Here is a 23,503-nt window from a genome sequence, read left to right on the forward strand (position 1 = left end):
GTATATCTCTATACGCTCTCAAATCCTTAACGCGGAAGACGTGATTTCTAATTATTCAAAATCAATGCTCCTGGGCCATCTTCATTCACACATCATTGCCGGGTTCCACCATTGCCGGCTCTCTATTAACTAGTGATCATTACTCTTCCATTCTCTGCATGTACTATTACAATAACAATTCATTTTAATTTTGTCAATAAATTCTTACTTTATTGATAATATACCCTATATTTCTAAATTTATGCTTGTATTTATTTACTTGCTTTTGATTGAATTAAGTTTAAAATAAAACCAAGGGGGAAATGAAAATGATTGACGGACACGTTCATATAGAAAAAAGTCCATATACGATAGACTATATTATGGAATATGTAAAGCAGGCACAGGCTAGAGGAGTCAATGAGATCAACCTTTTAGAGCATACCCATCGTTTTACTGAATGGAAACCTTTGTATGAGCCTGCAAGAGCAGCCCATCCTAAAATGAGAGAATGGCTGGATAATAAAAATACGATCTCTATTCAAGACTATTTCAAATTGATTGAGGAAGTTAAAGCGATGGAATTACCAGTTAAAATAAATTTTGGTTTAGAAGTCTGCTACTTCAAGGATAAAGAAGATTTTATAAAAGAACAGCTTTCTTTATTCCCATATGATTTTGTCATAGGAAGTATTCATTATGTCTATGATGTTGCCTATGATCTCGACAATATTTCCCAAGAAATATTATGGGACATAAAAGATATTAATGACATTTACCATACTTATTATAAAGATACCGAAAATTTGATTCATTCAGGCTTATTTACACAGTTAGCACATATGGACACTATAAAAAAATATAATCTCTATTCAAGTTATGATTTAACCGATACATATCATCATATTGCAAAGTTATTAAAACAACTCAATATGAAAACAGAATGTAATGTTGGGTGCTACTATCGTTATCATCATCATGATTTAGGATTGGGTGATGATTTATTAAAGATCTTAAAAGAACACCATGTAGAGATTGTTCCATGCAGTGATGCACATCAGCCAAGTGATGTCGGTATTTACTTTAATGAAGTACAAAAGCGTTTAAATAATGAAAGACCATGATCGCCATGGTCTTTTTTTCCTCCCCTCTAGAATAGTTATGAGTTTAGGATTTGCTTACATCATTATCATAATCAAATTGTTTCTATCTTTGTTCCAAATTGCTTAAAGAGCCTGTTTTTTTGTCTAAATAAAGTTGTTTAGATATTTTGAAACTTCGATGTATTTGCTGGAAAGTGAGTTCTGCGATATGCTCATACGTTATTTTGTTTATGTAATCTAAATTCAAGATAACTGACCGATTGATACGTATAAAACGATGATCTGTTATTTCTAAAATATCTGCTAACCGATAGTTAATCAGATGAACTTGACCATAGATTGTCTGCATCGTTAAGTATCGGTTTTTCATTTCAAAAAATAATATTTCGTTGTACCGATAAGATTCTATGCCATCCTCTGTTTTAAAATAGCAATCAAAGGTCTGCATGAGCATTGTTAAAGAGGATTTAAACATAGAGTTGAATGAATCTAACTGATCATAAGTTAAATAACATAATACATTATAGCCGATTGCCCTATAACAGCTTTGAAGATTCTGTGATATATAAATATAATAAGTATTTCGCCATTTTTCCTGAGTTTTAAATTGATCAGGAATAATTCCATATTCATCAATATCTACGATTAAATATAAATATTTCATCCGTTGATTTTTTATTTTATCTTTCTTCCATTCATGATGGATATAGAGATTACGATGTGTACATTTTCGTATTTCTTTTTTTATCGTTTCAACAAAATTGATTTTGCTGCATAAAATCATGATATTAATCATTCAATCTCTCCCAATATTTAATTTGGAGAAAAATGTGAAAATTCTTTATTACTCTAACATAGTTTGATCTTTAAATAAAGAAAAAAAGGCATCTGCCTTTTAATCGATATGATATGATTTATAAACTTCATTTTTAGAAAGGTTTCTTTCTTTAGCTACTTTCTTGATAGCTTCCTTCGAAGTCAGACCTTCATTCATATAAACTTCAATCTGCTCATTAATATCTAAATCAAATGTTTGTTCAATTATTTCTTTGCTTCCCTCTACGACAATCACCATTTCGCCTTTAAGACTGTCACATACTTCTAATATTTCAGTGATCTTTCCACGAATGATTTCCTCATGCCTTTTTGTTAATTCCCGGCATAGAGCGATTGGACGATCTCCAAAATATTCCAACATAAGGCTTAGCGTTTTATTAATACGATGAGGAGATTCATAAAAGACGATTGTTTCACGATAATCCTTTAATGCACTCAATTCTTTCTTTTTAGTTTTATCACTATGATTTAAAAAACCGTAAAATAAGAATGGCTGCGGACAAATACCGGAAACGACTAAGGCATTCAAACACGCATTAGCTCCGCTGATTGAAACAACATTGTACCCTTTTTCGATTACTTTCATGACTAATTCATAGCCGGGATCAGAGATTGCCGGATAGCCAGCATCACTTACAAGGGCAATATTGGCATCTTCCAGCAGTTCCAAAATCTTATAGGAAGAAGCTTCAATATTATGCTCATGATGTGAGATCAGCTTTTTTTTAATGTTGAAGTGATTCAGCAGTTTAATCGTATTACGTGTATCTTCAGCTGCAATATAGTCTACCTCATTTAAAATATGAACGGCACGATAAGTCATTTCATCTAAATTTCCAATCGGCGTCGCTACTAAATATAAAGTTGATTTTTCATTTTCAAAACTTTTTTGTCTAATCATCCAACTTTTCTCCAAATATTTTTCTTATTTCTTTAGTATACTCTCCATTTTCTTCATGGGCATAAATAGGCGGTAAGATTTTTAATCCTGTATTGCCTTTATAAATTGCTTCCACTAATACAGTATTACATTCTTTTCCAGCTTTCGGATAAACCAGCTGCATTCTTTTAGGTTCCAGATCATACTTTTTCATTAAACTGATTATTTCGATCAGTCGATCCGGGCGATGAACAATCGCAAATCGTCCTTTTTGATTCAAGATACGACTGGCATTTTGAATAATTTCTTCTAAAGTGATCATGATTTCATGACGAGCTATTTTTAAATATTCACTTTCATTTAGATTGCTTTTTTCTCCTAATTTAAAAAACGGAGGATTACAAACTACCAGATCTGCATTGACGTCTCCTCTGCAATAATCTTTGATATCTGAATGAATGATTGTCACCTGTTTTTTTAAGTCATTGAGTTCGATATTTTTTTCAGCAATCAAACAGGCTTCTTTTTGAATTTCCACAGCCGTAATCGGACAAGTTGTCCTTAAAGATAAAAACATGGGTATAGCGGCATTATTTGTCCCAAAATCAATGATATGGCGACAATTCTTATTGATCGTACAAAAATTGGCTAATAAAACAGTATCCAAAGAAAAATTAAACATATCTTTTCTTTGGATAATTTTAAACTGCTCATGAGCCAATAAATAATTTAATACTTCATTTTCTTCCATCATCTTATTGTTTTGGCTTTACCTGTTTAATTTCACTTAGATCAACAAACAGGATATTTCCGTTATCTTCAATTTTTATTTGCTTATTCAAAATATTAGTTCCCAATACTTTATATGTATGATCGTTATAAATAACGCGGCTGCCAATTTTAGGAAAATGCTTTTTCGCTTCACTATATGCCTCATCTTCATATTTTAAACAACACATCAAACGTCCGCAGGCTCCTGATATTTTTTCAATATTGATTGCCAGCATCTGATTTTTAGCCATATTGATGGATACTCCGTCAAATTCACCAAGGAAAGATGAGCAGCATAATGGTAATCCACATGTTCCTAATCCTCCTACAAGTTTAGCTTTATCGCGTGGACCAATCTGTCTTAGTTCAATACGACATCTAAAAATACTCGCTAATTCCTTTAATAATTCCCTAAAGTCTACACGTTCTTCAGAAGTATACATAAAAATAACCTTTGAAGCATCATGTGTATATTCACAATGAATCAGATTCATATCTAATTTATGCTTTTTTACTACTTTCTTGCAGACAGCCAAAGCATCTAAAGCATTGGCTTCATTTACTTTCTCTTTTTCAAGATCTTCCTTCGTTGCGATACGAATAATAGGTTTTAATTCCATATCCAAATTGAATTCAGATAATTCTTTCATATCCGTTACCACTTCTCCAAGTTCTAAGCCACGTGCTGTTTCAACAATGACAGCATCTAATTTTTTTAGTGGGACATTTGTAGAAAAATAATACACCTTTCCTACACTTTTAAATCGGACTCCAACTATTTTCTTTTCTTCCATAGGACCCTCCTTTAAATACTATAGACTAAACGATCAATGATCAAAGCAATATTGGCATTATAACCTAAATCATTTTTAATCGTTAATATATTCTCAATTTTTTCTATCAAGGCTTCATCTTCATCCTGACAGTTTAAGATAAAATCATGATCACAAAAGATTTGATCGATGTGATTATTTTTATTTAAGACGTCTTTAAATCCCAATACAATTAAATCTAAAAACAAGGCTATACTATCACGATCTTTAAACTTTTTCAAAAGATTTGTCTGAACATTCAACGCTAAATTCTCTTTTTTAAAGTAATAGTCTTCAATAAAGTTTAATGCTTCGATGATCAAATCATTAAAAGACTCACTTTTAGACAGTTCTAACATTTGTACAGATGAAGAACTAATATGGGTGAGTATATTGGCTTTTTCTTCTGATGTCCCTTGTTCCATAAGACTAGCTTTCATTAATCCCATGTTCAACGGTTTTAGTCTAAAGATTTGACAACGTGAAACAATAGTTGGCAATACACGATTAATATTTTCACAAGTAAAAACAGCATAAATACCTTCAACCGGTTCTTCTAATATCTTTAATAGACTGTTGATGGCTTCCGGAGTCGAATTTTCAATAGATTCAATCACATAAATCTTTCCGTGTCCTTCTACAGAAGTTTTCAATAGCTGACTTTGAATAGCTTCAATTGCTCCTTTTTTAATCGGTTCTTCCTTACCGTTATAATGAATCATATCAATATAGCTGTTGTCACTTACCTGCTGACAAATACGACATTGATCACAACATAATAATTCATCTTGACATAAGAGCGATTTCACTAGAAATTCAGCATACTGATAAGCATCATGCCCCTCAATCAAATAAGCATGATTGCGTTTATTTTGTTTAAATTCATTATAAATAGTTTGATAGAAGATGGGTTGTTCTAATTGTATTTGTTCAATAGTTTTCATTGTATATGATCCTCGATTAAATTCATAACATCCCTTTTCACTTCTTCAATGGATTGTGAAGCATCAATACAAATAATTCGCTCTTTAAAGCGTTCCACCACTTCCATATATCCATCATAAACTTTTTGATGAAAGGAAATATCTTCCAAGTCTAAGCGATCCAATGTTCTATTATCATCTTTTTTTGTTCTTTCTAATCCTAACTTTGGATCAATATCAAAAAAGACAGTAAAATCAGGCATGATTCCTTCAATAGCAAACAGATTCATTTCATAAACTTTATCAATACCAATGCCTCTTCCTACGCCTTGATAAACTAAAGAACTGTCAACAAAACGATCACAAATAACAATTTTATTTTCCTTTAAAGCCGGCAATACTTTTTCAATAAGATGTTGACGTCTTGCGGCGGCATATAATAAAGCTTCTGTTCGTTCATCCATGGCAGTATTTTTAGGATCTAATATAATTTTACGGATTTGTTCAGCAATTTCAATGCCTCCCGGTTCTCTCGTTAAAACAACATCAATTCCTTTATTCTTTAATGCTTCTGCGACTAAGGCGGCAATGGTTGTCTTTCCACTTCCATCCGGTCCTTCAAACGTTATAAATAATCCTGCCACAAATACACACCCTTTCCATTTTACTATATTATAGCGAATTTCTCATTCTTTTTAAAGGAAAGTTTTAATAATTATAGCGACAATAAACCCCGGTATTCCCAAAACGGTAATCATTGCAACATTAAAAATATTTAACGGTAAGCTAAAATTATATTTCATGGCAATAGAATTAAATAACATAATCAAAACGGTTGACAGAATAAAACGGATAATATATTTATTTACATTTTTTAGCATAAAAAACACCCCATATTCATTCATATGAGGCGTTTATTTTATTAAGACTAAATTTTTCGTCTTCCTTCAAATGATTTTAGTAAAGTCAGTTCATCTGCATAATCCAAATTGCTGCCAATCGGCAAACCATTGGCAATACGTGTTACATTAATATTCTTACTGCTTAGTAATTTTGATAAGTATAATGCTGTGGTTTCCCCATTACGGGTAGGATTTGTCGCAATGATGACTTCTTGTACATCTTCCAAGCGATTCAATAAACTTATGATATTAAGATCTTCGATCATGACCCCATCCATTATAGAAACAACACCATGCAATACATGATAAAGACCTTTATATTCTTTCATCTTTTCCATTGCATAGATATCCTTTGGAGTTTCTACAACACAAATCATGGAAGGATCACGCGTTTGATCTTTGCATATTTCACATAAATCATCTTCACAGATATTGCCGCACTGCTTACAATAATGTATGTTTTCTTTTACTGCCATAAGCGCTTTAGCAAAATGCTCTGTATCATTTTCTTTCATGGATAAAACATGGTAAGCTAATCTTTCAGCATTTTTATTTCCAATTCCCGGAAGCTGTTTAAAGCAGTCAATCAATTGCTGAAAACTTTCTGGATATTGAAGCATTAAAATAATCCTGACATATTGGCTCCGCCAGTCGCAGCGTCAATTGCTTTTTCTCTTTCATCACGTACTCTTTTAACAGTATCATTAATTGTAATCATCAAGAGATCTTCTAATACTTCCTTACCATCTTTATCTAACAGTTCTTCATCGATAGTTAAAGATGTAATTTTCAGATTCCCATCGATCACACCTTTGATTGCTCCATCCGCACTTTGAAATTCTACTTGTTTTTCATCATACTCTTTTTTTATTTTATCTAATTTTTTCTGCATCACTTGTGCTTGTTTCATTAATTGATTAAAATTCATTTTTTATTCTCCTTTTATTTCGACTAAATCACCAAACAGCTTAACGCCAAATGCTTCAGCTTCGGTTAATGTTTTCTCTTTTTCTTTTTTTTCAACAATATGAATATGACTCAACTGAATAGGTCTGGGTTGTGGCAATTGCTGATTTCGTTTTAATTCTATGAAACGATTTCGCATTCCCGGCCATTCTTCTTTTAACACAGCAATAAATTCAAGTTCCATACCTAAAATTTCTAATAAGAATTGTTTCAATTCTACATAATAATCACCGTTATTGATTTGATTAACCATAGGCTGGAATTCAAAGGCAATGACTAATCCATTACTGCTGGCAGCTACAGGCTGTCCGTCACATAGCATAGAAGCGAGTTTCGCTGTATTCAAATTAAACTTATAACGTTGAATTACACTCCACTTTTCTTGTATATCCATCAGCACTTTTTTATTCGCCTGTACTAATATATTTAAAATATCATTAAAATCAACTTCTATATTATTGTTATTACTGTCATTTGTAAATAAAAAGTCTTGTTCGGCTGGCTTTACAGGTTTTGCTTCTTCTTTTAGTAAAATAGGTTCTTCACTCATTAAAGAATCAATATCTTCTATTTTTTCAAATTTTGTTGGGGATTCATTATATAAAGGTTCTTCATAAATAGGTTCATCATTTTCTATTGATGATGCTTCATCTTCAATATTCAATTCTATCGATTCTATTACTTCTTCTGTTTTTTTGATAGTTGATTTTGTTATTAAATCTTCTTGATTTGCTTCAATAGCGATTTTCTTTTCTTCAGTTACTTTATTGGCAATCTTCAGCATCGCCAATTCAAAATATAATTTAGCATTAGAAGCAAATTTATACTGCTGATCGGCTTGAATTAATATATCAATATATGTAAAAGTTTCTTCTGCTGTGATGTAAGGGACAATTCCTTCAATTTCTTCCTGTTTTAAAACAAAAAGACAGTTTTTATCCTGAGTATTTTTATAAATAATAATATCTTTTAAAATATCAATTAAATCCGTCGTTAATCGCTTTACATCAATGCCTGTTTGAAACATCTCTTCAATACGATTTAATATAACCGGAATATCTTTATTCATCAATGATTTAAGAAAAGATAATTTTTGTGTAGCAGATACAATCCCATAAATTTCATTTATATCTTTTACTGTTAAGTGACTTGAATAAGCCAGACATTGCTCCAAAATACTCAATGCATCACGCATACCACCATCTGCTAAAGAAGCGATTAATTCTAATGCTTCTCTTTCACATTGAATATTTTCGCCTTCCAAGACAGTTTCCAATCGTTCTACGATTGAATGATCATTAATCTTACTGAAATCAAAACGTTGACAACGTGAAATAATTGTCGGTAAGATTTTATGCGGTTCGGTCGTTGCCAAGACAAACACAACATGTGCCGGCGGTTCTTCCAAAGTTTTTAATAAGGCATTGAATGCCCCGGTAGACATCATGTGAACTTCATCGATGATATATACTTTATACTTTCCTTCAATAGGTGCATATTTTACTTTTTCAATAAGATCACGAACTTCATCTACACCATTATTGCTGGCTGCATCGATTTCTACAATATCCGGATGCGTTCCGTTCATAATAGAAATACAGTTTTCACATTCATCACAAGGGATGTTTTCTTTATTGTCACAAGTACAATTAATTGCTTTTGCTAATATTTTTGCAACGGTTGTTTTCCCCGTTCCACGTGGTCCACAGAAAAGATAAGCATGAGCAATTTTATTTTGTTTCACTGCATTTTTCAATGTTTTAACAATATGCTGCTGCCCTGCTAGTTCTTCAAAATTTTGTGGTCTATAAGAACGATATAAAGCTTTATATGCCATAGACGCACCCCCTTGTTTGTATTATACAATATCTTTTAATTTTTATATATTATTTTCTTTTTTTCTTAAAATAATCAGTCATGATCATGGAGCATTCATTTTCTAATATACCACCATAAAATATGGGAGAATGATTAATTTCGGTTTTTCTATATTGTAATAAAATAGATTCAAGACTAATAAAACGATGATCTGCTGCTCCATAGACTACTTTTCGTAATCGTGCATTGATAATTGCCCCCGTGCACATCATGCAAGGTTCAAAAGTGACATACATATCACAATCTGATAAATAGGGTGAATTCAATACCTGACAGGCTTTCTGAATAGCTAAGATTTCCGCATGTGCTGTAGCATCATGATGACTTTCTTTTAAGTTATATGCCGATGCAATTACTTTTCCATTTTTAACGATAATTGCCCCTACCGGTACTTCATCTTTTTCGTATGCAATTTTAGCTTTTTCTAGAGCTTCGCTCATATAGACTTGATCTATATTCATAATTCTTTCCTCTTTATAATTTAAAAGCCACTACACATAGATAGGGATTCTTAATGCTGCTACCTTCCGGTCCTGACATGGTTCGAATATTTCTATTGTAATGGCATAAATTATTATATCATTCAATTTATCTTCCGTCAATATATATTACTGCATTTAATTATGTCCTTAAAATGTTTCACGTGAAACAAAAAGAAGCAGGAAACCCTACTTCTTAGTAATTTTTTCTTTACCACCCATATATGGCTGTAATGCTTTTGGTATATTAATACTTCCATCTTCATTTAAGTTATTTTCTAAGAATGCAATCAACATTCGAGGTGGTGCTACCACTGTATTATTTAATGTATGAGCAAAATACTTACCCTCTTTACCATTCACACGAATACCTAATCTTCTTGCTTGAGCATCTGTTAAATTTGAACAGCTGCCCACTTCAAAATATTTCTGTTGTCTTGGTGACCATGCTTCAACATCAATGCTTTTGCATTTTAAATCCGCTAAATCCCCTGAACAACATTCCAATGTTCTTACAGGGACATCAAGTGATCTGAAAAAATCGACTGTATTCTGATATAATTTTTCGAACCACATTTTACTTTCATCAGGATGACAAACAACAATCATTTCTTGTTTTTCAAATTGATGAATACGATAGATTCCTCTTTCTTCAATTCCATGTGCGCCTTTTTCTTTTCTAAAACAAGGAGAATATGAAGTATAAGTGTAAGGAAGTTTCTTTTCATCAAGTATGGTATCAATAAATTTACCAATCATAGAATGCTCACTGGTACCAATTAAATACAAATCTTCTCCTTCAATCTTATACATCATTTCATCCATTTCATTGAAACTCATAACACCGGTTACTACATTGCTTCTGATCATATAAGGTGGGATAACATAAGTAAATCCTCTATCAATCATAAAATCTCTTGCATAAGACAATATGGCAGAATGTAATCTTGCAACGTCTCCCATTAAATAGTAGAAACCGTTACCTGCTACTTTTCCTGCACTATCCATATCAATACCATTCAATGCTTCCATAATTTCTGTATGATATGGAACATCAAATGGTTTTAATGCCGGTTCACCAAATTTTTCTATTTCAACATTTTCACTGTCATCTTTACCAATTGGAACAGTATCATCAATAAAGTTCGGAATCTGCATCATCAATTCTTTTAATTTTTTGCTTAATTCATCTTCTTTGATTTCTAACTGTGAAAGTTCATCAGCCATTTCATTTACTTTTCTTTTATTTTCTTCGGCTTTGTATTTTTCACCATTTCTCATGAATTGCCCAATTTCTTTGCTTAAAGCATTTCTTTGGCTTCTGATTTCACTTGCCCTTGTTAAAGCGGCACGATAATCTACATCTAATTGCAATGCTTCATCTACGATATGCAGTTTGTGATCTTGAAATTTCTTTTTCATGTTTTCTTTCACACGTTCAGGTTCAGTTCTTAAAATAGCTATATCTATCATAAATTAAATCCTCCTATATAAAATAAAAAACACCTCATCAAGGGACGATTATATCGTGGTGCCACCCTATTTCGTAAGCAATGCTTACCTTTCATTAGATAACGGCTAATGCCGGAAATGATTACTTTATTCATCATCTCACTCCTAGGTTGATTTCTATAAAGTTCATTGCTGTTTCGCACCAACCAACAGCTCTCTTTAAACGATTGCTTTATATACTTATCCTAATCTTCGATTTATTTGTATTATACTATAATATTTTTTACAAAACAACCCCTCTTTATACTTTCATTTTCAATTTTATTTAAAGATATATTCTTTTGTTTGCCGATCGAATAGAGACCAAAGAACGGGTATAAACTGATTGTAATGATACATATCTTCCAATTCATTCAGATTAACTTGTGATGCCGCACCTGTTTCACCGTCCTGCAAGGCAATATCGTCTAAAGAAAAATTGTAATGTAAGATATAAGAATAATAAATTTTCTTGCCGATAAACTTTTTATTAAATAACTGTAATTGTGATAACTCTGTTTCTATTCCAGTTTCTTCTTGTAATTCTCTTTTTGCTGCTTCCAAATAACTTTCACCGGCGATGACAGCGCCTCCAGTACATTCCCAATATGACCCATAAAAATCCTTATTAGAATCTCTCTTAGTAATCAAAAGTTCTTTTCTATCATTTACTGTCCATACAGTAACCATTAATTGATATTCACCGTCAAGCATTTTAATATCACGTTCGCATATTTTTCCTGTTTTATTTTCATATTGATCATAAACATCTATATATTCCATTCTTTTCTCCTATTGTTTCACGTGAAACATTTTTATCATTCTCATAAATAATAATGAACTATAAAAATTCGATTTAAAGTTTATTATTTGAAAATATAATAGTAAAAGCTATCCCCTCTGTACAATCGGACTTTCTAAAATCTGGTGAAATTATTATTTTTTCTTTATCATTTCCGATTTTAATCCATAAAGTTATTTCTTCATCTACTACAATATTTGCTGTATCTAATATTTGAGTAGTAATAAACTGTTGAGCAATATTATCAAAACCGAGTGCTAACTCTGGTGAAGCATACTTTGTAAAACCATCATTATTTAATAGAGACACAATATACCCTTTTTCAGTCATTTGCATAGAAATTCGATTATCTGTTTTATAAATATTTTCCGATAATACTTCTTGATCCAACCATTCCTCATTTTGGTATATGGATACATTAATTGCAAAAGATTTTATTGTATCATCAACGAAGAAATCATAAAATTTTATATCTTCATCAATTAATTCTAAAATTTGTTTTGTTTCTTCTGAAAACTTACTTGATTTAATATTCATCATATCAGGATTTTTCTTTGATATTGAACATGCACTTAATACAAATATTAGCATTAAAACAATTAAACAACTACGTATATTTCGCATTCATTATGCTCTCCTTTATTCTATAAACTTGATTATTTATATAATATGTTTCACGTGAAACATTATTGTTGAAATAATTTAGTGTTTTTTACACGTTCCCACGATCTTAGTACAAATTGTTCATTGTTTATTAATTCCAATAATTCTTCTTTGGTCACCTTTTTGGCAGCTATAGTCTCTCCTTCTTGCAGACAAATTTCAGTGAGTTCAAAATTATATCGATGTAAATAAATATCATAAATTGATTGATCCATAATCACTCGACCAATTCTTTCCATATTTTCTTTTTGTGCTTTTAATCCGGTTTCTTCATATAACTCTCGAATTGCACCCTCCATGCTGGATTCACCTGCAATAACAGATCCGCCTGTACATTCCCAAAATAAACCAAATGGCTTATTTTGATCCCGTTGAGTAATTAAAATTTCATCTTTATCATTAACTGTCCATATTTCTACTACAAGATGATATCTGCCTACCGGTAAAATATCTCCTCTTATTCCAATCTCATTTAATTTTATTCCATTTTGATCATATAAATCCCATTTTTCCATTGTCTATCTCCCTATGTTTCACGTGAAACAATAATATGAATAAATTATATCATTAAATATAGTAATTAAAAATACCTTGTAGAAAATTTCTACAAGGTACTTCATCTTATTCTTCAATTTCTTCTGTTTCTTCAGGTTCAGCCTTTTCAACAACTTCTACAGTTGAAACTTTAGATCCATCAGCCACTTTAATTAAACGCACTCCCTGAGTATTACGTCCCGCTGTTTTAACTTGATCCATTGGTAAACGAATGATAATTCCTGCATCCGTAATAATCAAAAGGTCTTCGTCACCATTAACTGCTCTTAATGAAACAATATTACCGTTCTTTTCCGTAGCATTTAAAGTTTTAACACCCTTACCACCACGATTAGATTTACGATAGTCATCGATTGGAGACATTTTACCATAGCCCTTTTCTGTTACTACCATGATATATTGTCCTTCTTTATCTGTTGTCATACCGACAACATATCCACCATCTGTATTAATACCTTTTACTCCTGAAGCAGTACGTCCCATTGGTCGTACTCCCCCTTCATCAAAACGTACTAATTTACCATTAGAAGAAGCAATTAAGATTTCATCTTGTCCGCTTGTCATTTTAACAGCTACTAATTCATCCTCTTCTTTTAATGTAATGGCAATTTTACCAGATTGACGAATATTTTCAAATTCCTCTACACTGACACGTTTTACTAATCCTTTTTTAGTAGCAAAGAATAAATAACTTTCAGTGAAGTTCTCATCTTTGAAATGTTCTCTTGAAATACTGATCATCGATTTGATAGATTCATCTTTATCAAGATTTAATAAGTTTATAACCGGCAATCCTTTAGCTGTACGTCCGAATTCAGGAATCTGATAGCCTCTTAAACGATATACTTTACCGAAATTCGTAAAGAATAACAAGTCATCATGCGTTCCCATATTAATCATCTGATCCACTACATCATCATTATTGGTTGCCATTCCCTTGATACCACGTCCTCCTCTATTTTGAGTTTTATAGGTATCTACCGGCTGACGTTTAACGTAACCGTTTGTTGTTAATGAAATAATGATATCTTCTACCGGAATCAAATCTTCATCTTCTAAATCAAATGTTCCTTGAATAATTTCTGTTCTTCGAGGATCACTGTATTTATCTTTAATTTCTAATAATTCTGTTTCGATAATAGCAATAATTCTTTCAATATTGTTTAGGATATCTTGTAAATCTGCAATCACTTCTAATAAATGCTGATATTCATTCAAGATTTTTTCTCTTTCCAAACCAGCTAAACGTTGTAATTGCATTTCACGAATGGCTTTTGCCTGTTTATCCGATAAACCAAATTCACTCATTAAACGTCCTTGAATATCTTCAGTCGTTCTTGAACTACGAATTAAATTAATAATAGCGTCGATATTATCCAAAGCAATCTTTAATCCTTCTAAGATATGAGCTCTTTCCTGTGCTTTTCTCAATTCAAATTCTGTTCTGCGACGAATGACTTCTTCTTGATGTTCCAAATAATTTGTGATAATATCTTTGATTCCTAAAGTTTTAGGTTCATTGTTAACCAAAGCAATCATATTCACACCGAAAGTTGTCTGTAGTGCTGTCAATTTATATAACTGATTCAATAAAACTTCCGGCTGAACATCTTTTCTTAATTCGATAACGACACGGATTCCTTCACGATTGGATTCATCACGCAAATCGGTAATCCCTTCGATTCTTTTTTCTCTTACATGTTCGGCAATCTTTTCAATTAAACGGGCTTTATTTACTTGATATGGCAATTCATTTACAATAATGGATTTTTTACCATTACTGCTTTCTACAATATCAGTTTTAGCACGCATAATCACAAGACCGTTTCCGGTTTCATATGCTTTTTTAATAGCTGATTTTCCTAAAATATATGCTCCGGTTGGAAAATCCGGTCCATGTAAATAATCTTCCATCAATTCTGTAACCGTAATATCCGGATTTTTAGCTACCGCCAAAACAGCATCAATCGCTTCCCCTAAATTATGTGGGGGAATATTGGTTGCCATTCCAACCGCAATCCCAGTTGATCCATTGACAATTAGATTGGGAAATCTCGCCGGCAATACTTCCGGTTCTTGTTCTTCCCCATCATAGTTGGCGATAAAATTGATCGTATCTTTATTGATATCGCGAACCATTTCCATTGATAATTTTGACATTCTTGCTTCGGTATAACGTTGAGCGGCTGCACCATCTCCATCGATTGATCCGAAGTTTCCATGTCCATCGACTAGCATATAACGATATGAGAAATCCTGTGCCATTCTGACTAATGCATCATAAATAGAAGAGTCTCCATGCGGATGGTATTTCCCCATAACTTCCCCTACGATACGGGCAGATTTCTTATATGGTTTATCACAATAAGCACCTAATTCATTCATTCCGTATACAATACGTCTTTGTACTGGTTTTAACCCATCGCGAACATCGGGTAAAGCTCTAGCGACAATAACGGACATTGAGTATTCCAAGAATGAACGTTTCATTTCTTGTGTTAATTTAGTTTGCTTTATTCCTCTTTCTTCCATAATTGTTCCTTTCCTTATACATCAAGATTTGTTGCATACTTCGCATTTTCTTGAATGAATTCACGTCTAGGTTCCACTTTTTCACCCATAAGCATATCAAATATCAAATCTGCTTCCATTGCATCATCGACAGTGATCTGAAGCAATACACGGCGTTCAGGATCCATGGTTGTCTCCCAAAGCTGTTCGGCATCCATCTCTCCAAGACCTTTGTAACGCTGAATCGTATAACGAGCATTCGGTCCTAATTCTTCTTTCAAACGTTCAAGTTCATCATCACTATAACAGTAATGTTCCTCTTTTCCTTGTTTTAATAAATATAAAGGCGGCTGAGCTGCATATACAAATCCCTGTTCAACCAATGGACGCAAATAACGATAAAGGAATGTCAGCATCAAAATACGGATATGTCCTCCATCGACATCGGCATCGGTCATGATGACAATTTTATGATAGCGTAATTTTGAAACGTCGAATTCGTCTCCGATTCCGGTACCAAAAGCAGTGATCATTGAGCGAATTTCCGCATTAGTTAAAATTCTTTCCAATCTTGCTTTTTCTACGTTTAATATCTTTCCTCTTAATGGCAGGATTGCCTGCGTATTACGATCACGTCCTAATTTTGCAGATCCTCCCGCTGAATCCCCTTCGACAATAAATACTTCCGAAATGGTCGGATCTTTTGACGTACAGTCGGCTAACTTTCCAGGAAGCGAACTGACTTCCAATGCACTTTTACGACGGGTCATTTCACGGGCACGTTTGGCTGCCATTCTCGCTCTGGAAGCAAGCAACGCTTTTTCTACCACAATCTTAGCTGTATCAGGATTTTCCAGTAAAAATTTATCAAGTTCAGAAGAAATAATATTGCTGGCAATACGACGTACTTCTGCGTTTCCTAATTTTGTTTTTGTCTGTCCTTCATACTGAGGATCGGGATGCTTAACGGAAATGATAGAAGTTAATCCTTCACGCACATCATCCCCTGTTAAATTATCATCATCTTTTTTCATTAATCCTTTTGCTTTTGCATAGTTATTAATGCCACGTGTTAAGGCTAAACGGAATCCTTCTTCATGCGTTCCACCTTCAATAGTGTTAATATTGTTGCAGAAAGAATAAATATTTGGCTGATAGCCGTCATTATACTGCATTGCAACTTCTATCTGAATGCCATCTTGTTCATCTTCCATGTAAATAATATCATCATGAATCGGTGTTTTGTTTTTATTAATGAAAGCAACATATTCTTTAATCCCGCCTTCATAACAATAGACAGTTTTCTTTTCTTCATCTTGACGACGATCAATTAAAACAATTTTTAATCCTTTATTCAAGAAGGCTAATTGACGAATACGATCTCTCAAAGTTTCATAATCATAAGTCGTCGATTCCGTAAAAATAGTAGGATCTGCTTTAAAAATAACTTCTGATCCGGTCTTATCCGTATCACCGATCATTTTTAAATCTTCTACTGCTTTTCCTCCGTTGGCAAACTTCTGATAATAAAGTTTACCATCACGAGAATTATGAACGTATACTTCCAGCCATTCAGATAAGGCATTAACAACGCTTGCCCCTACCCCATGCAATCCACCGGATACCTTATATCCGCCGCCACCGAATTTACCTCCGGCATGTAAGACAGTAAAAATGGTTTCCACCGTTGATTTTCCGGTTTTCGCATGAACTCCGGTTGGCATTCCACGACCATTGTCCGTAATTTTAACAATATCATCTTTTTCCAAAATAACATTGATTTCCGTACAATACCCGGCTAATGCTTCATCGATGGCATTATCGACGATTTCCCAAACTAAATGGTGAAGCCCTCTTATAGAGGTGGATCCGATATACATTCCCGGACGTTTACGTACAGCTTCTAATCCTTCTAAGACTTGAATGTCCGATTCATCATAGCTATGTTCTACTTTTTCTTCGCTCATCTATTACTCCTCCTTCAATTTTCCTTCTTCTATTACAAACACACTGGCATTTTTTAATATTTTTTGATCAATATCCTCCAGTGAGGTAGTGGTGATGAAAGTCTGAATTTTCTGATCCAAAAGGTTCAACAGCATTCCTTTTCGAGAATCATCCAGTTCTGATAACACATCATCTAACAGTAAAACCGGATATTCTCCGATTTCATTGCGTATTAATTCCAGCAGAGCAATTTTAATCGCCAATACGATTGTTCGCTGCTGTCCCTGCGAGGCATAATCAAAAGCATCATGATCGTTTATAAATATTTTCATGTCATCTTTATGAATGCCATCCTGCGTCATTGTATAACGAATATCCCTTTCAATATTACGTTCATATCGTTTGAGTATCGATTCATACAATGTGTCAAAATCAAGAGACATAAACGATTTATATTTAAAACGAATATGCTCATGATTGTTTGCTATTTTTTGATAAACGACTTCTGAAAGAGCCGTTAATTGATTAATGAAATTCAATCTTTTCTTAATAATATCTACCTGCAAAGCAGCTAACTGTTCATTTAGAACTTCTAAATAAGGATCACTTTTACTATTTCTTTCCTTCATTAACTTCAGAAACTTATTTCTTTCTTTAAGCAAACGATTATATTTTGATAAATTAAATAAATAGATCGGTGATACCTTGCTTAATTCTAAATCAATAAAACGTCGTCGCTGACCGGGACCTCCTTTGACTAAAGACAGATCATCCGGTGTAAACACGACCACATTCAAATAGCCGACAAATTCGCTGGTTTTCATAATATCATTGCCATTGATTTTTGCTCGCTTATTTTGATCATTCAAAATGACTTCCAATTCCAACTGGCGATGATTGGATACAATGGTTCCCTGTATCTTCGCAAACGGCTGATCAAATTGAATCATCTGTTTTGTAATATGCGTACGAAATGAACGGCAAAGAGATAAAACATAAAAACTTTCTATAAGATTTGTTTTACCTTGAGCATTTTTTCCGATAAAAATATTGATATCATGATCAAAATTCAAATGGAAAGAGTCAAAATTACGAAAATGTGTTAATGAAATAGCATTAATTTTCATTATTCAACCATAAAAGACTGGTGGTTAAATTCAACTTTATCTCCAGAGCGCAATTTTCTGCCACGGCGACAGTCGGTTTCTCCATTGACTTTTACTAATCCATCTTGCACAACGACTTTTGCTTCCACGCCGCTGCTTACAAGAGAAGCTAATTTCAAAGCTTGACCTAAAGTAATGTATTCATCTCTTATTTTAATGGTTTTCATATTATCCCTCTTTTAATTTCATAATAAGCCAAAGGTATTATATCACATATGTAATAAAAAATCATCATTTTTTGCCGATATAAGGATTTTAAACAAAATTGATACTTAAGTATAAAAATGATGAAAAAGCACGTATAAATGAAAAAAAGTGCTTAATAAGCACTTGTTAACATAAAATAGGTATAAAAGTGAATCCAGATTAATATGTTCTTACTGGAAGCACTAATTGAATGATCGATAAATCAGATTTATTCTTTACTACAAATGGTTTCATTTGCCCGGTAAAGAAGATTGTAATCTTGTTTGAACCAATCGCTCTGATGGCATCTGTCAAATATTTGGCACTAAAAGAGATACTTAAAGGTTCTCCTTCATAGATTGCACTTGTTAAATGTTCCTCTACAGATCCGATTTCCTGTGATGATGATGAAATAGTAACATTTTCTTTATCCATAGTTAATTTAACGATATTGGCACTTTCACTTGTTAATAGTGAAGCTCTGTCAATAGCGGATAAAAGTTCACGGCTATCTGCATTTAATTCATAATCGTATGAAGTTGGAATTAAACGAGATGTATCTGGGAAAGTTCCGTCAATTAAACGTGTTTGAATAAAAACATTATCTAAGACGAATAAAATCTTACGATCGGTAATATAAATATCAATGACTTCATCTTTTTCAATAATTTTAGATATTTCATTTAAGCTTTTACCAGGAATAGTAATATTAAAAACTAAGTTATCTTCTACATCGATGTATTTTTTAGCTAAACGGTAACTATCTGTAGCAGTACATTCAATGGTATCTACAGATGATTTGAAGTTAACGCCGGTTAATGTCGGACGTGCTTCTTTATCACTGGTAGCAAAAATAGTTTGATCGATAACGTTTTTTAATAAAACAGAATTAATCTTGAAGTTTTCCCCAGTCTTGTTTAGATCGATTTTTGGGTAATCAATCGATTTAATTCCATTTAAGTTAAATTCACTGTTATCGCCGGTAATCTTTGTAAGAGAACCATCAATGATATCAAATGTAACAAATTCAGAATCAATCTTTCTGATAATTTCAGAGATGAAACGTGATGATAAGACAACAGCTCCTTCTTTAACGATTTCCAAGATATTTTCTTTTTCTTCAATAATGGTTTGAATGGTAATATCTGAATCACTACCGGTTAAGATTAATTTACCGTCAATGATTTCAAATTTAATACCGGTTAATACAGGTAACGGACTTTTACTCGAAACAGCTTTTGATACTTTAGATAAAGCATTAAGTAATTCGATTCTTTGTATTCTAAATTGCATCTTTTTTCTCCTCTTTTATATATTTATTTTATATATAAGTCTTTAAATAATAATAATAAGGACTGTGAATAATGTGAATAACTCAAATTATTATCATTTTATCGACCTAAATGATAAATTTTTAGTGTGAATAAAATGTTTATAAAGGTGTGTAAACTAAATTAATATTTTTTTAAGTTCTGAGATCGCAATTTGATAATTTTGATCTGTTTTTTTATTTTCTTCTACTTTATCGCAGGCTTTCATGACTGTTGAATGATCACGTCCGCCAAAAGCTTCTCCGATTGATACAAATGAGGCATCTAATAGATCACGGATCAAAAACATTGCCATATGTCTTGCTAAAGCGATATTGGCGGTTCTGGATTTAGAGATTAATTGTGTCGGTGTTAAGTTATAAAAGTTAGCGACGGTTTTAATAATGGTTTCAGTGGTTAACTGATCTTTTACTTGATGAACCTGAATATCATCTTTAAATGATTTCAAGGCAAATTTCATGTCAATATGATCTACTTTTTCTAAGATTGATTCAAAGATTAAGCGGTTGAGTGTCCCTTCTAATTCACGAACATCTTTCGCAAAATTGCTGGCCATATAGCTTAATACTTCTTCATCGATCATATTTGAATTAAAGCTTTGCAGCTCAATTTTCTTTTTTAAGATTGCCAGTGCGGTTTCAAATTCTGGTGTATCAATTCCAACACGCATTCCATAAGAGAAACGGCTGATCAAACGATTTTCCAAACCATCTAATTCTTGTGGCAAACGGTCGCTGGTAATCACGATCTGTTTATTATTGTTCGTCATATTATTAAAGATATGGAAAAATATTTCGTTTGATTTTTCTTTCCCAACTAGAAATTGAATATCATCAATCAATAAAAGATCCATTAGCCGATATTTCTCTTGAAAATAATCAATATTGCCAGTTTTAATGCTGTCTACATATTCATTAACAAAATCAACGGCAGATAAATATAAGATTTTATATTCCGGATGATATTTTTTGACCTGATTTCCAACAGAATTAATTAAATGTGTTTTTCCTAATCCGGAATTCCCGTATATAAATAAAGGATTATAAACACTTTTTCCGGGAGATTCACTGACTGCGACACAGGCAGAGTGGGCAATTTTATTTGAGCTTCCGACAACAAAAGAATCAAATGTGAAGTTTTCAATCAAACGATCTTCAAAAACAATTTCAGGTTTTTTCTCTTCTTCTTGTTCATTATTTATTAATTCGCGTTCATTAATAAATTGAATCGTGTAATTCCCTTCTACAATTCGATTTAATATCTCTTCAATCTCAGTTTTATAGTTTTTTGCCATCATAATATAAAGATCAGAACTGGTTGTAATCAATGCAATATTGTTTTGTAAAGAAATAAGCGATAGATCACGGAAAATGATAAAAGCTTTATCATCATTGAGGGTAATTTTAAAGCTTTCTAGGACTTGTTCCCAAATTTTATCTAAAGAATCCATTTTTTCACCTTCCTTTCTATATTTCTACATTTATAAGTATAATAAAATGTGAATAAAAAATAAAGCAGGAAATCTGTTCACATTACTTTTCCACATAGTTATTCACATTAAAAAGTATTGATTATATAGGTAAAATATAAGTTTTCCACAAATTTGCATTATTTTAACTGTGAATAACTTTTAATTCACATGTGAACAAATGTGAATAATGTGGAAAACTATCCCTGAATTTTAGTTATTCATAGAGTTATTCACAATGAAAAGTATTGAATTAACAATATTTTTTTGAGTTTTCCACAGTTGTGAATAACTATGTTATGAAAAATTGTGCCTTTGTGAATAAGTAAAAAGTAGCGAAAAATAGAAGATAATTTTTATTATTTAATTGACTTATGAAGCAATATCGTATAAAATGAATGGGCATATGTTATTGTGTATAAAAAGAATATTTTAAAAATCGGAGGTGTAATATATGAAAAGAACATATCAACCAAATAAAAGAAAACATCAAAAAACTCACGGTTTCAGAGCTAGAATGGCTACTGTTGGTGGTAAAAGAGTGCTTGCTCGTCGCCGTCAAAGAGGAAGAAAAGTATTATCAGCTTAATTAAAAAATCCACATTTATGTGGTTTTTTTTCTAAAAAATGAAAAAATTATATCGAGTTAAGCGCAACGAAGATTTCCAAGCAATTATTAAAAAAAAGAATAGTGTTGTTTCCAAACAATTTGTAGTATACTTTAAGAGTAACGAATTTGATCATAGTCGGATTGGTATTTCAGTGAGTAAAAAATTGGGAAATGCCGTGACTCGAAACAAGATCAAACGTCAAGTCAGAAGTATGGTAGATACTATTTTTGATATGAATGATGCAATGGATTACGTGATAATTGTTCGAAATCAATATTTATACAAGACATTTGACGAAAATAAGCAAGATTTGATGAAATTAAAAAAGAAAACATTATCGAATCGATAGGAGGAAACATGAACTCAAGAAACAAAAAAATACTTAAAGTTTTATCTTTAGTATTTATATTAGTAGTTCTGACCGGATGTACGCAAAACTTAGATGCTAATAATCAATTACTTCCTGGTCGTGCTATCACAACAGAGACGCCATGGACTATACAGGCAGGAATCTTCGATTTCTTATTTGTATTTCCAATCGCTAAATTTATCTTGTTTGTAGAACCTTTTATGGGGGTTGCATTAGGGGTTATCTTAGCGACAGTGATTATTAACTTAATTACTTTGCCGTTAATGATTAAATCTCAAATATCTGCTCAAAAAATGCAGTTGATCCAACCTAAACAAGAAGCAATTCAGAAAAAATATAAAGGACGAAGCGATAAGGCAAGTCAAATGAGAATGTCGGCAGAACTTCAGGCTTTATATAAAAAGAACAATATTAGTATGGGAGCTTCATTCCTGCCATTCTTATCGTTCCCTATCATGATTGCAATGTGGCAGGCAGTACAGCGTATTGAAATTTTATACAGTTACAACTTCTTAGGATTTAACCTTGGTGAAACACCGATGTCGCATATTTCTGAATGGCCATACATCGTGCTTGTTGTTATATTAGGGATTACTCAATATTTCTCAGTTGAAATCAATCAGATTTTAATGAGAAAACAAAAAGGATATCGTCCTAATGCAGCAATGAAATCAATGAAGTATATGAACATCTTCATGATTGTCATGATCGTGTACATGTCATTAGTGATGGCTTCAGCAATGTCAATCTATTGGATTACAACATCAGTAATCGCTATTTTAAGAGCATTATATATTCATTATAATCACACAACTAAAATAGAAGATGATACACCAAGAACTTATTTAGACAAAAAAAATAAAAAGTAGGTG

Annotated in this window: 25 protein-coding genes, 1 other RNA gene and 2 other annotated features (1 of these 28 cut by a window edge); of the genes, 4 read left to right on the forward strand and 22 right to left on the reverse strand. The window is 32.4% G+C overall.

The genetic code is table 11. The features are described from left to right. Nucleotides 1–164, reverse strand: a binding site (T-box leader) (it extends 37 nt beyond the left edge of the window). A 144-nt stretch (nucleotides 165–308) separates the two neighbouring features. After that, entirely contained in the window at nucleotides 309–1,103 is a 795-nt protein-coding gene (locus BN1225_RS13390) for a PHP domain-containing protein (protein WP_041140280.1), read from the forward strand. Nucleotides 1,104–1,185: 82 nt separating this feature from the next. On the opposite strand, the gene BN1225_RS13395 is transcribed toward BN1225_RS13390, so the two are convergent. From BN1225_RS13395 to dnaA, 22 genes are all read right to left on the reverse strand, one after another. Continuing rightward, nucleotides 1,186–1,878, reverse strand: coding sequence for a LytTR family DNA-binding domain-containing protein (locus BN1225_RS13395; protein ID WP_041140281.1), 693 nt, complete (start codon nucleotides 1,876–1,878; stop codon nucleotides 1,186–1,188). Between the two features lie 99 nt (nucleotides 1,879–1,977). Then, complete coding sequence (rsmI, locus tag BN1225_RS13400; protein ID WP_041140282.1) at nucleotides 1,978–2,820, reverse strand: 16S rRNA (cytidine(1402)-2'-O)-methyltransferase; 843 nt, start codon at nucleotides 2,818–2,820, stop codon at nucleotides 1,978–1,980. Further along, nucleotides 2,813–3,553: a tRNA1(Val) (adenine(37)-N6)-methyltransferase gene (locus BN1225_RS13405; protein ID WP_197066569.1), complete on the reverse strand. Its 741-nt coding sequence runs from the start codon at nucleotides 3,551–3,553 to the stop codon at nucleotides 2,813–2,815. The genes rsmI and BN1225_RS13405 overlap by 8 nt, the downstream gene beginning before the upstream one ends. A gap of 1 nt (nucleotide 3,554) precedes the next feature. Continuing rightward, entirely contained in the window at nucleotides 3,555–4,364 is an 810-nt protein-coding gene (locus BN1225_RS13410) for a PSP1 domain-containing protein (protein WP_041140283.1), read from the reverse strand. 11 nt (nucleotides 4,365–4,375) lie between these two features. After that, nucleotides 4,376–5,326 carry a hypothetical protein gene (locus BN1225_RS13415; RefSeq protein ID WP_041140284.1) on the reverse strand — a complete coding sequence of 317 codons (951 nt, stop codon included), beginning with the start codon at nucleotides 5,324–5,326 and terminating at the stop codon, nucleotides 4,376–4,378. Next, nucleotides 5,323–5,949, reverse strand: coding sequence for a dTMP kinase (gene tmk, locus BN1225_RS13420; protein WP_041140285.1), 627 nt, complete (start codon nucleotides 5,947–5,949; stop codon nucleotides 5,323–5,325). Before tmk ends, BN1225_RS13415 begins: the two co-directional genes overlap by 4 nt. 51 nt (nucleotides 5,950–6,000) lie before the next feature. Beyond that, nucleotides 6,001–6,210 (reverse strand): pro-sigmaK processing inhibitor BofA family protein, encoded by a 210-nt coding sequence (locus BN1225_RS15180; protein WP_082029373.1) that lies wholly within the window; start codon nucleotides 6,208–6,210, stop codon nucleotides 6,001–6,003. Between the two features lie 23 nt (nucleotides 6,211–6,233). Continuing rightward, on the reverse strand, nucleotides 6,234–6,827 hold the full coding sequence (gene recR, locus BN1225_RS13430) for a recombination mediator RecR (RefSeq protein WP_041140287.1): 594 nt from the start codon (nucleotides 6,825–6,827) through the stop codon (nucleotides 6,234–6,236). Continuing rightward, nucleotides 6,827–7,135, reverse strand: coding sequence for a YbaB/EbfC family nucleoid-associated protein (locus BN1225_RS13435; RefSeq protein ID WP_041140288.1), 309 nt, complete (start codon nucleotides 7,133–7,135; stop codon nucleotides 6,827–6,829). The genes recR and BN1225_RS13435 overlap by 1 nt, the downstream gene beginning before the upstream one ends. Before the next feature lie 3 nt (nucleotides 7,136–7,138). Continuing rightward, the gene (dnaX, locus tag BN1225_RS13440) at nucleotides 7,139–9,010 is read right to left on the reverse strand and encodes a DNA polymerase III subunit gamma/tau (RefSeq protein WP_041140289.1); all 1,872 of its coding nucleotides are present in this window, start codon (nucleotides 9,008–9,010) and stop codon (nucleotides 7,139–7,141) included. A gap of 49 nt (nucleotides 9,011–9,059) precedes the next feature. Further along, complete coding sequence (locus BN1225_RS13445; RefSeq protein WP_074434835.1) at nucleotides 9,060–9,512, reverse strand: nucleoside deaminase; 453 nt, start codon at nucleotides 9,510–9,512, stop codon at nucleotides 9,060–9,062. A gap of 14 nt (nucleotides 9,513–9,526) precedes the next feature. Then, nucleotides 9,527–9,624, reverse strand: an RNA gene (ffs, locus tag BN1225_RS14455) — signal recognition particle sRNA small type. Between the two features lie 95 nt (nucleotides 9,625–9,719). After that, complete coding sequence (serS, locus tag BN1225_RS13450) at nucleotides 9,720–11,003, reverse strand: serine--tRNA ligase (RefSeq protein ID WP_041140290.1); 1,284 nt, start codon at nucleotides 11,001–11,003, stop codon at nucleotides 9,720–9,722. A 37-nt stretch (nucleotides 11,004–11,040) separates the two neighbouring features. Beyond that, nucleotides 11,041–11,244: a binding site (T-box leader), on the reverse strand. A gap of 59 nt (nucleotides 11,245–11,303) precedes the next feature. Next, entirely contained in the window at nucleotides 11,304–11,804 is a 501-nt protein-coding gene (locus BN1225_RS13455; RefSeq protein WP_052466716.1) for an NUDIX hydrolase, read from the reverse strand. A gap of 73 nt (nucleotides 11,805–11,877) precedes the next feature. Continuing rightward, complete coding sequence (locus BN1225_RS13460) at nucleotides 11,878–12,447, reverse strand: LptM family lipoprotein (RefSeq protein WP_041140291.1); 570 nt, start codon at nucleotides 12,445–12,447, stop codon at nucleotides 11,878–11,880. A 62-nt stretch (nucleotides 12,448–12,509) separates the two neighbouring features. Further along, entirely contained in the window at nucleotides 12,510–13,001 is a 492-nt protein-coding gene (locus tag BN1225_RS13465) for an NUDIX hydrolase (protein ID WP_041140292.1), read from the reverse strand. 106 nt (nucleotides 13,002–13,107) lie between these two features. Next, entirely contained in the window at nucleotides 13,108–15,573 is a 2,466-nt protein-coding gene (gene gyrA, locus BN1225_RS13470) for a DNA gyrase subunit A (RefSeq protein ID WP_041140293.1), read from the reverse strand. Nucleotides 15,574–15,587: 14 nt separating this feature from the next. Then, nucleotides 15,588–17,519 (reverse strand): DNA topoisomerase (ATP-hydrolyzing) subunit B, encoded by a 1,932-nt coding sequence (gene gyrB / locus BN1225_RS14880; protein WP_041140294.1) that lies wholly within the window; start codon nucleotides 17,517–17,519, stop codon nucleotides 15,588–15,590. Nucleotides 17,520–17,522: 3 nt separating this feature from the next. Further along, nucleotides 17,523–18,626: a DNA replication/repair protein RecF gene (gene recF / locus BN1225_RS14885; RefSeq protein ID WP_041140295.1), complete on the reverse strand. Its 1,104-nt coding sequence runs from the start codon at nucleotides 18,624–18,626 to the stop codon at nucleotides 17,523–17,525. Beyond that, nucleotides 18,626–18,832: an RNA-binding S4 domain-containing protein gene (locus BN1225_RS13485; RefSeq protein WP_041140296.1), complete on the reverse strand. Its 207-nt coding sequence runs from the start codon at nucleotides 18,830–18,832 to the stop codon at nucleotides 18,626–18,628. Before BN1225_RS13485 ends, recF begins: the two co-directional genes overlap by 1 nt. Before the next feature lie 199 nt (nucleotides 18,833–19,031). Then, nucleotides 19,032–20,144 carry a DNA polymerase III subunit beta gene (gene dnaN, locus BN1225_RS13490; protein WP_041140297.1) on the reverse strand — a complete coding sequence of 371 codons (1,113 nt, stop codon included), beginning with the start codon at nucleotides 20,142–20,144 and terminating at the stop codon, nucleotides 19,032–19,034. A gap of 156 nt (nucleotides 20,145–20,300) precedes the next feature. Beyond that, nucleotides 20,301–21,632 carry a chromosomal replication initiator protein DnaA gene (dnaA, locus tag BN1225_RS13495; protein ID WP_041140298.1) on the reverse strand — a complete coding sequence of 444 codons (1,332 nt, stop codon included), beginning with the start codon at nucleotides 21,630–21,632 and terminating at the stop codon, nucleotides 20,301–20,303. A gap of 472 nt (nucleotides 21,633–22,104) precedes the next feature. Between dnaA and rpmH the strand changes: the two genes are divergently transcribed. From rpmH to BN1225_RS13510, 3 genes are read left to right on the forward strand one after another with little or no spacing between them, the layout of a single operon-like run. Then, nucleotides 22,105–22,239, forward strand: a complete 135-nt coding sequence (rpmH, locus tag BN1225_RS13500) for a 50S ribosomal protein L34 (protein WP_041140299.1) — start codon at nucleotides 22,105–22,107, stop codon at nucleotides 22,237–22,239. Nucleotides 22,240–22,277: 38 nt separating this feature from the next. Beyond that, nucleotides 22,278–22,610: a ribonuclease P protein component gene (rnpA, locus tag BN1225_RS13505; protein WP_041140300.1), complete on the forward strand. Its 333-nt coding sequence runs from the start codon at nucleotides 22,278–22,280 to the stop codon at nucleotides 22,608–22,610. Between the two features lie 8 nt (nucleotides 22,611–22,618). Then, nucleotides 22,619–23,500, forward strand: coding sequence for a YidC/Oxa1 family membrane protein insertase (locus tag BN1225_RS13510; protein ID WP_041140301.1), 882 nt, complete (start codon nucleotides 22,619–22,621; stop codon nucleotides 23,498–23,500). Nucleotides 23,501–23,503 lie beyond the last annotated feature (3 nt).

Source organism: Beduini massiliensis, assembly GCF_000829905.1.
GTDB classification, from domain to species: domain Bacteria; phylum Bacillota_I; class Bacilli_A; order Erysipelotrichales; family Coprobacillaceae; genus Beduini; species Beduini massiliensis.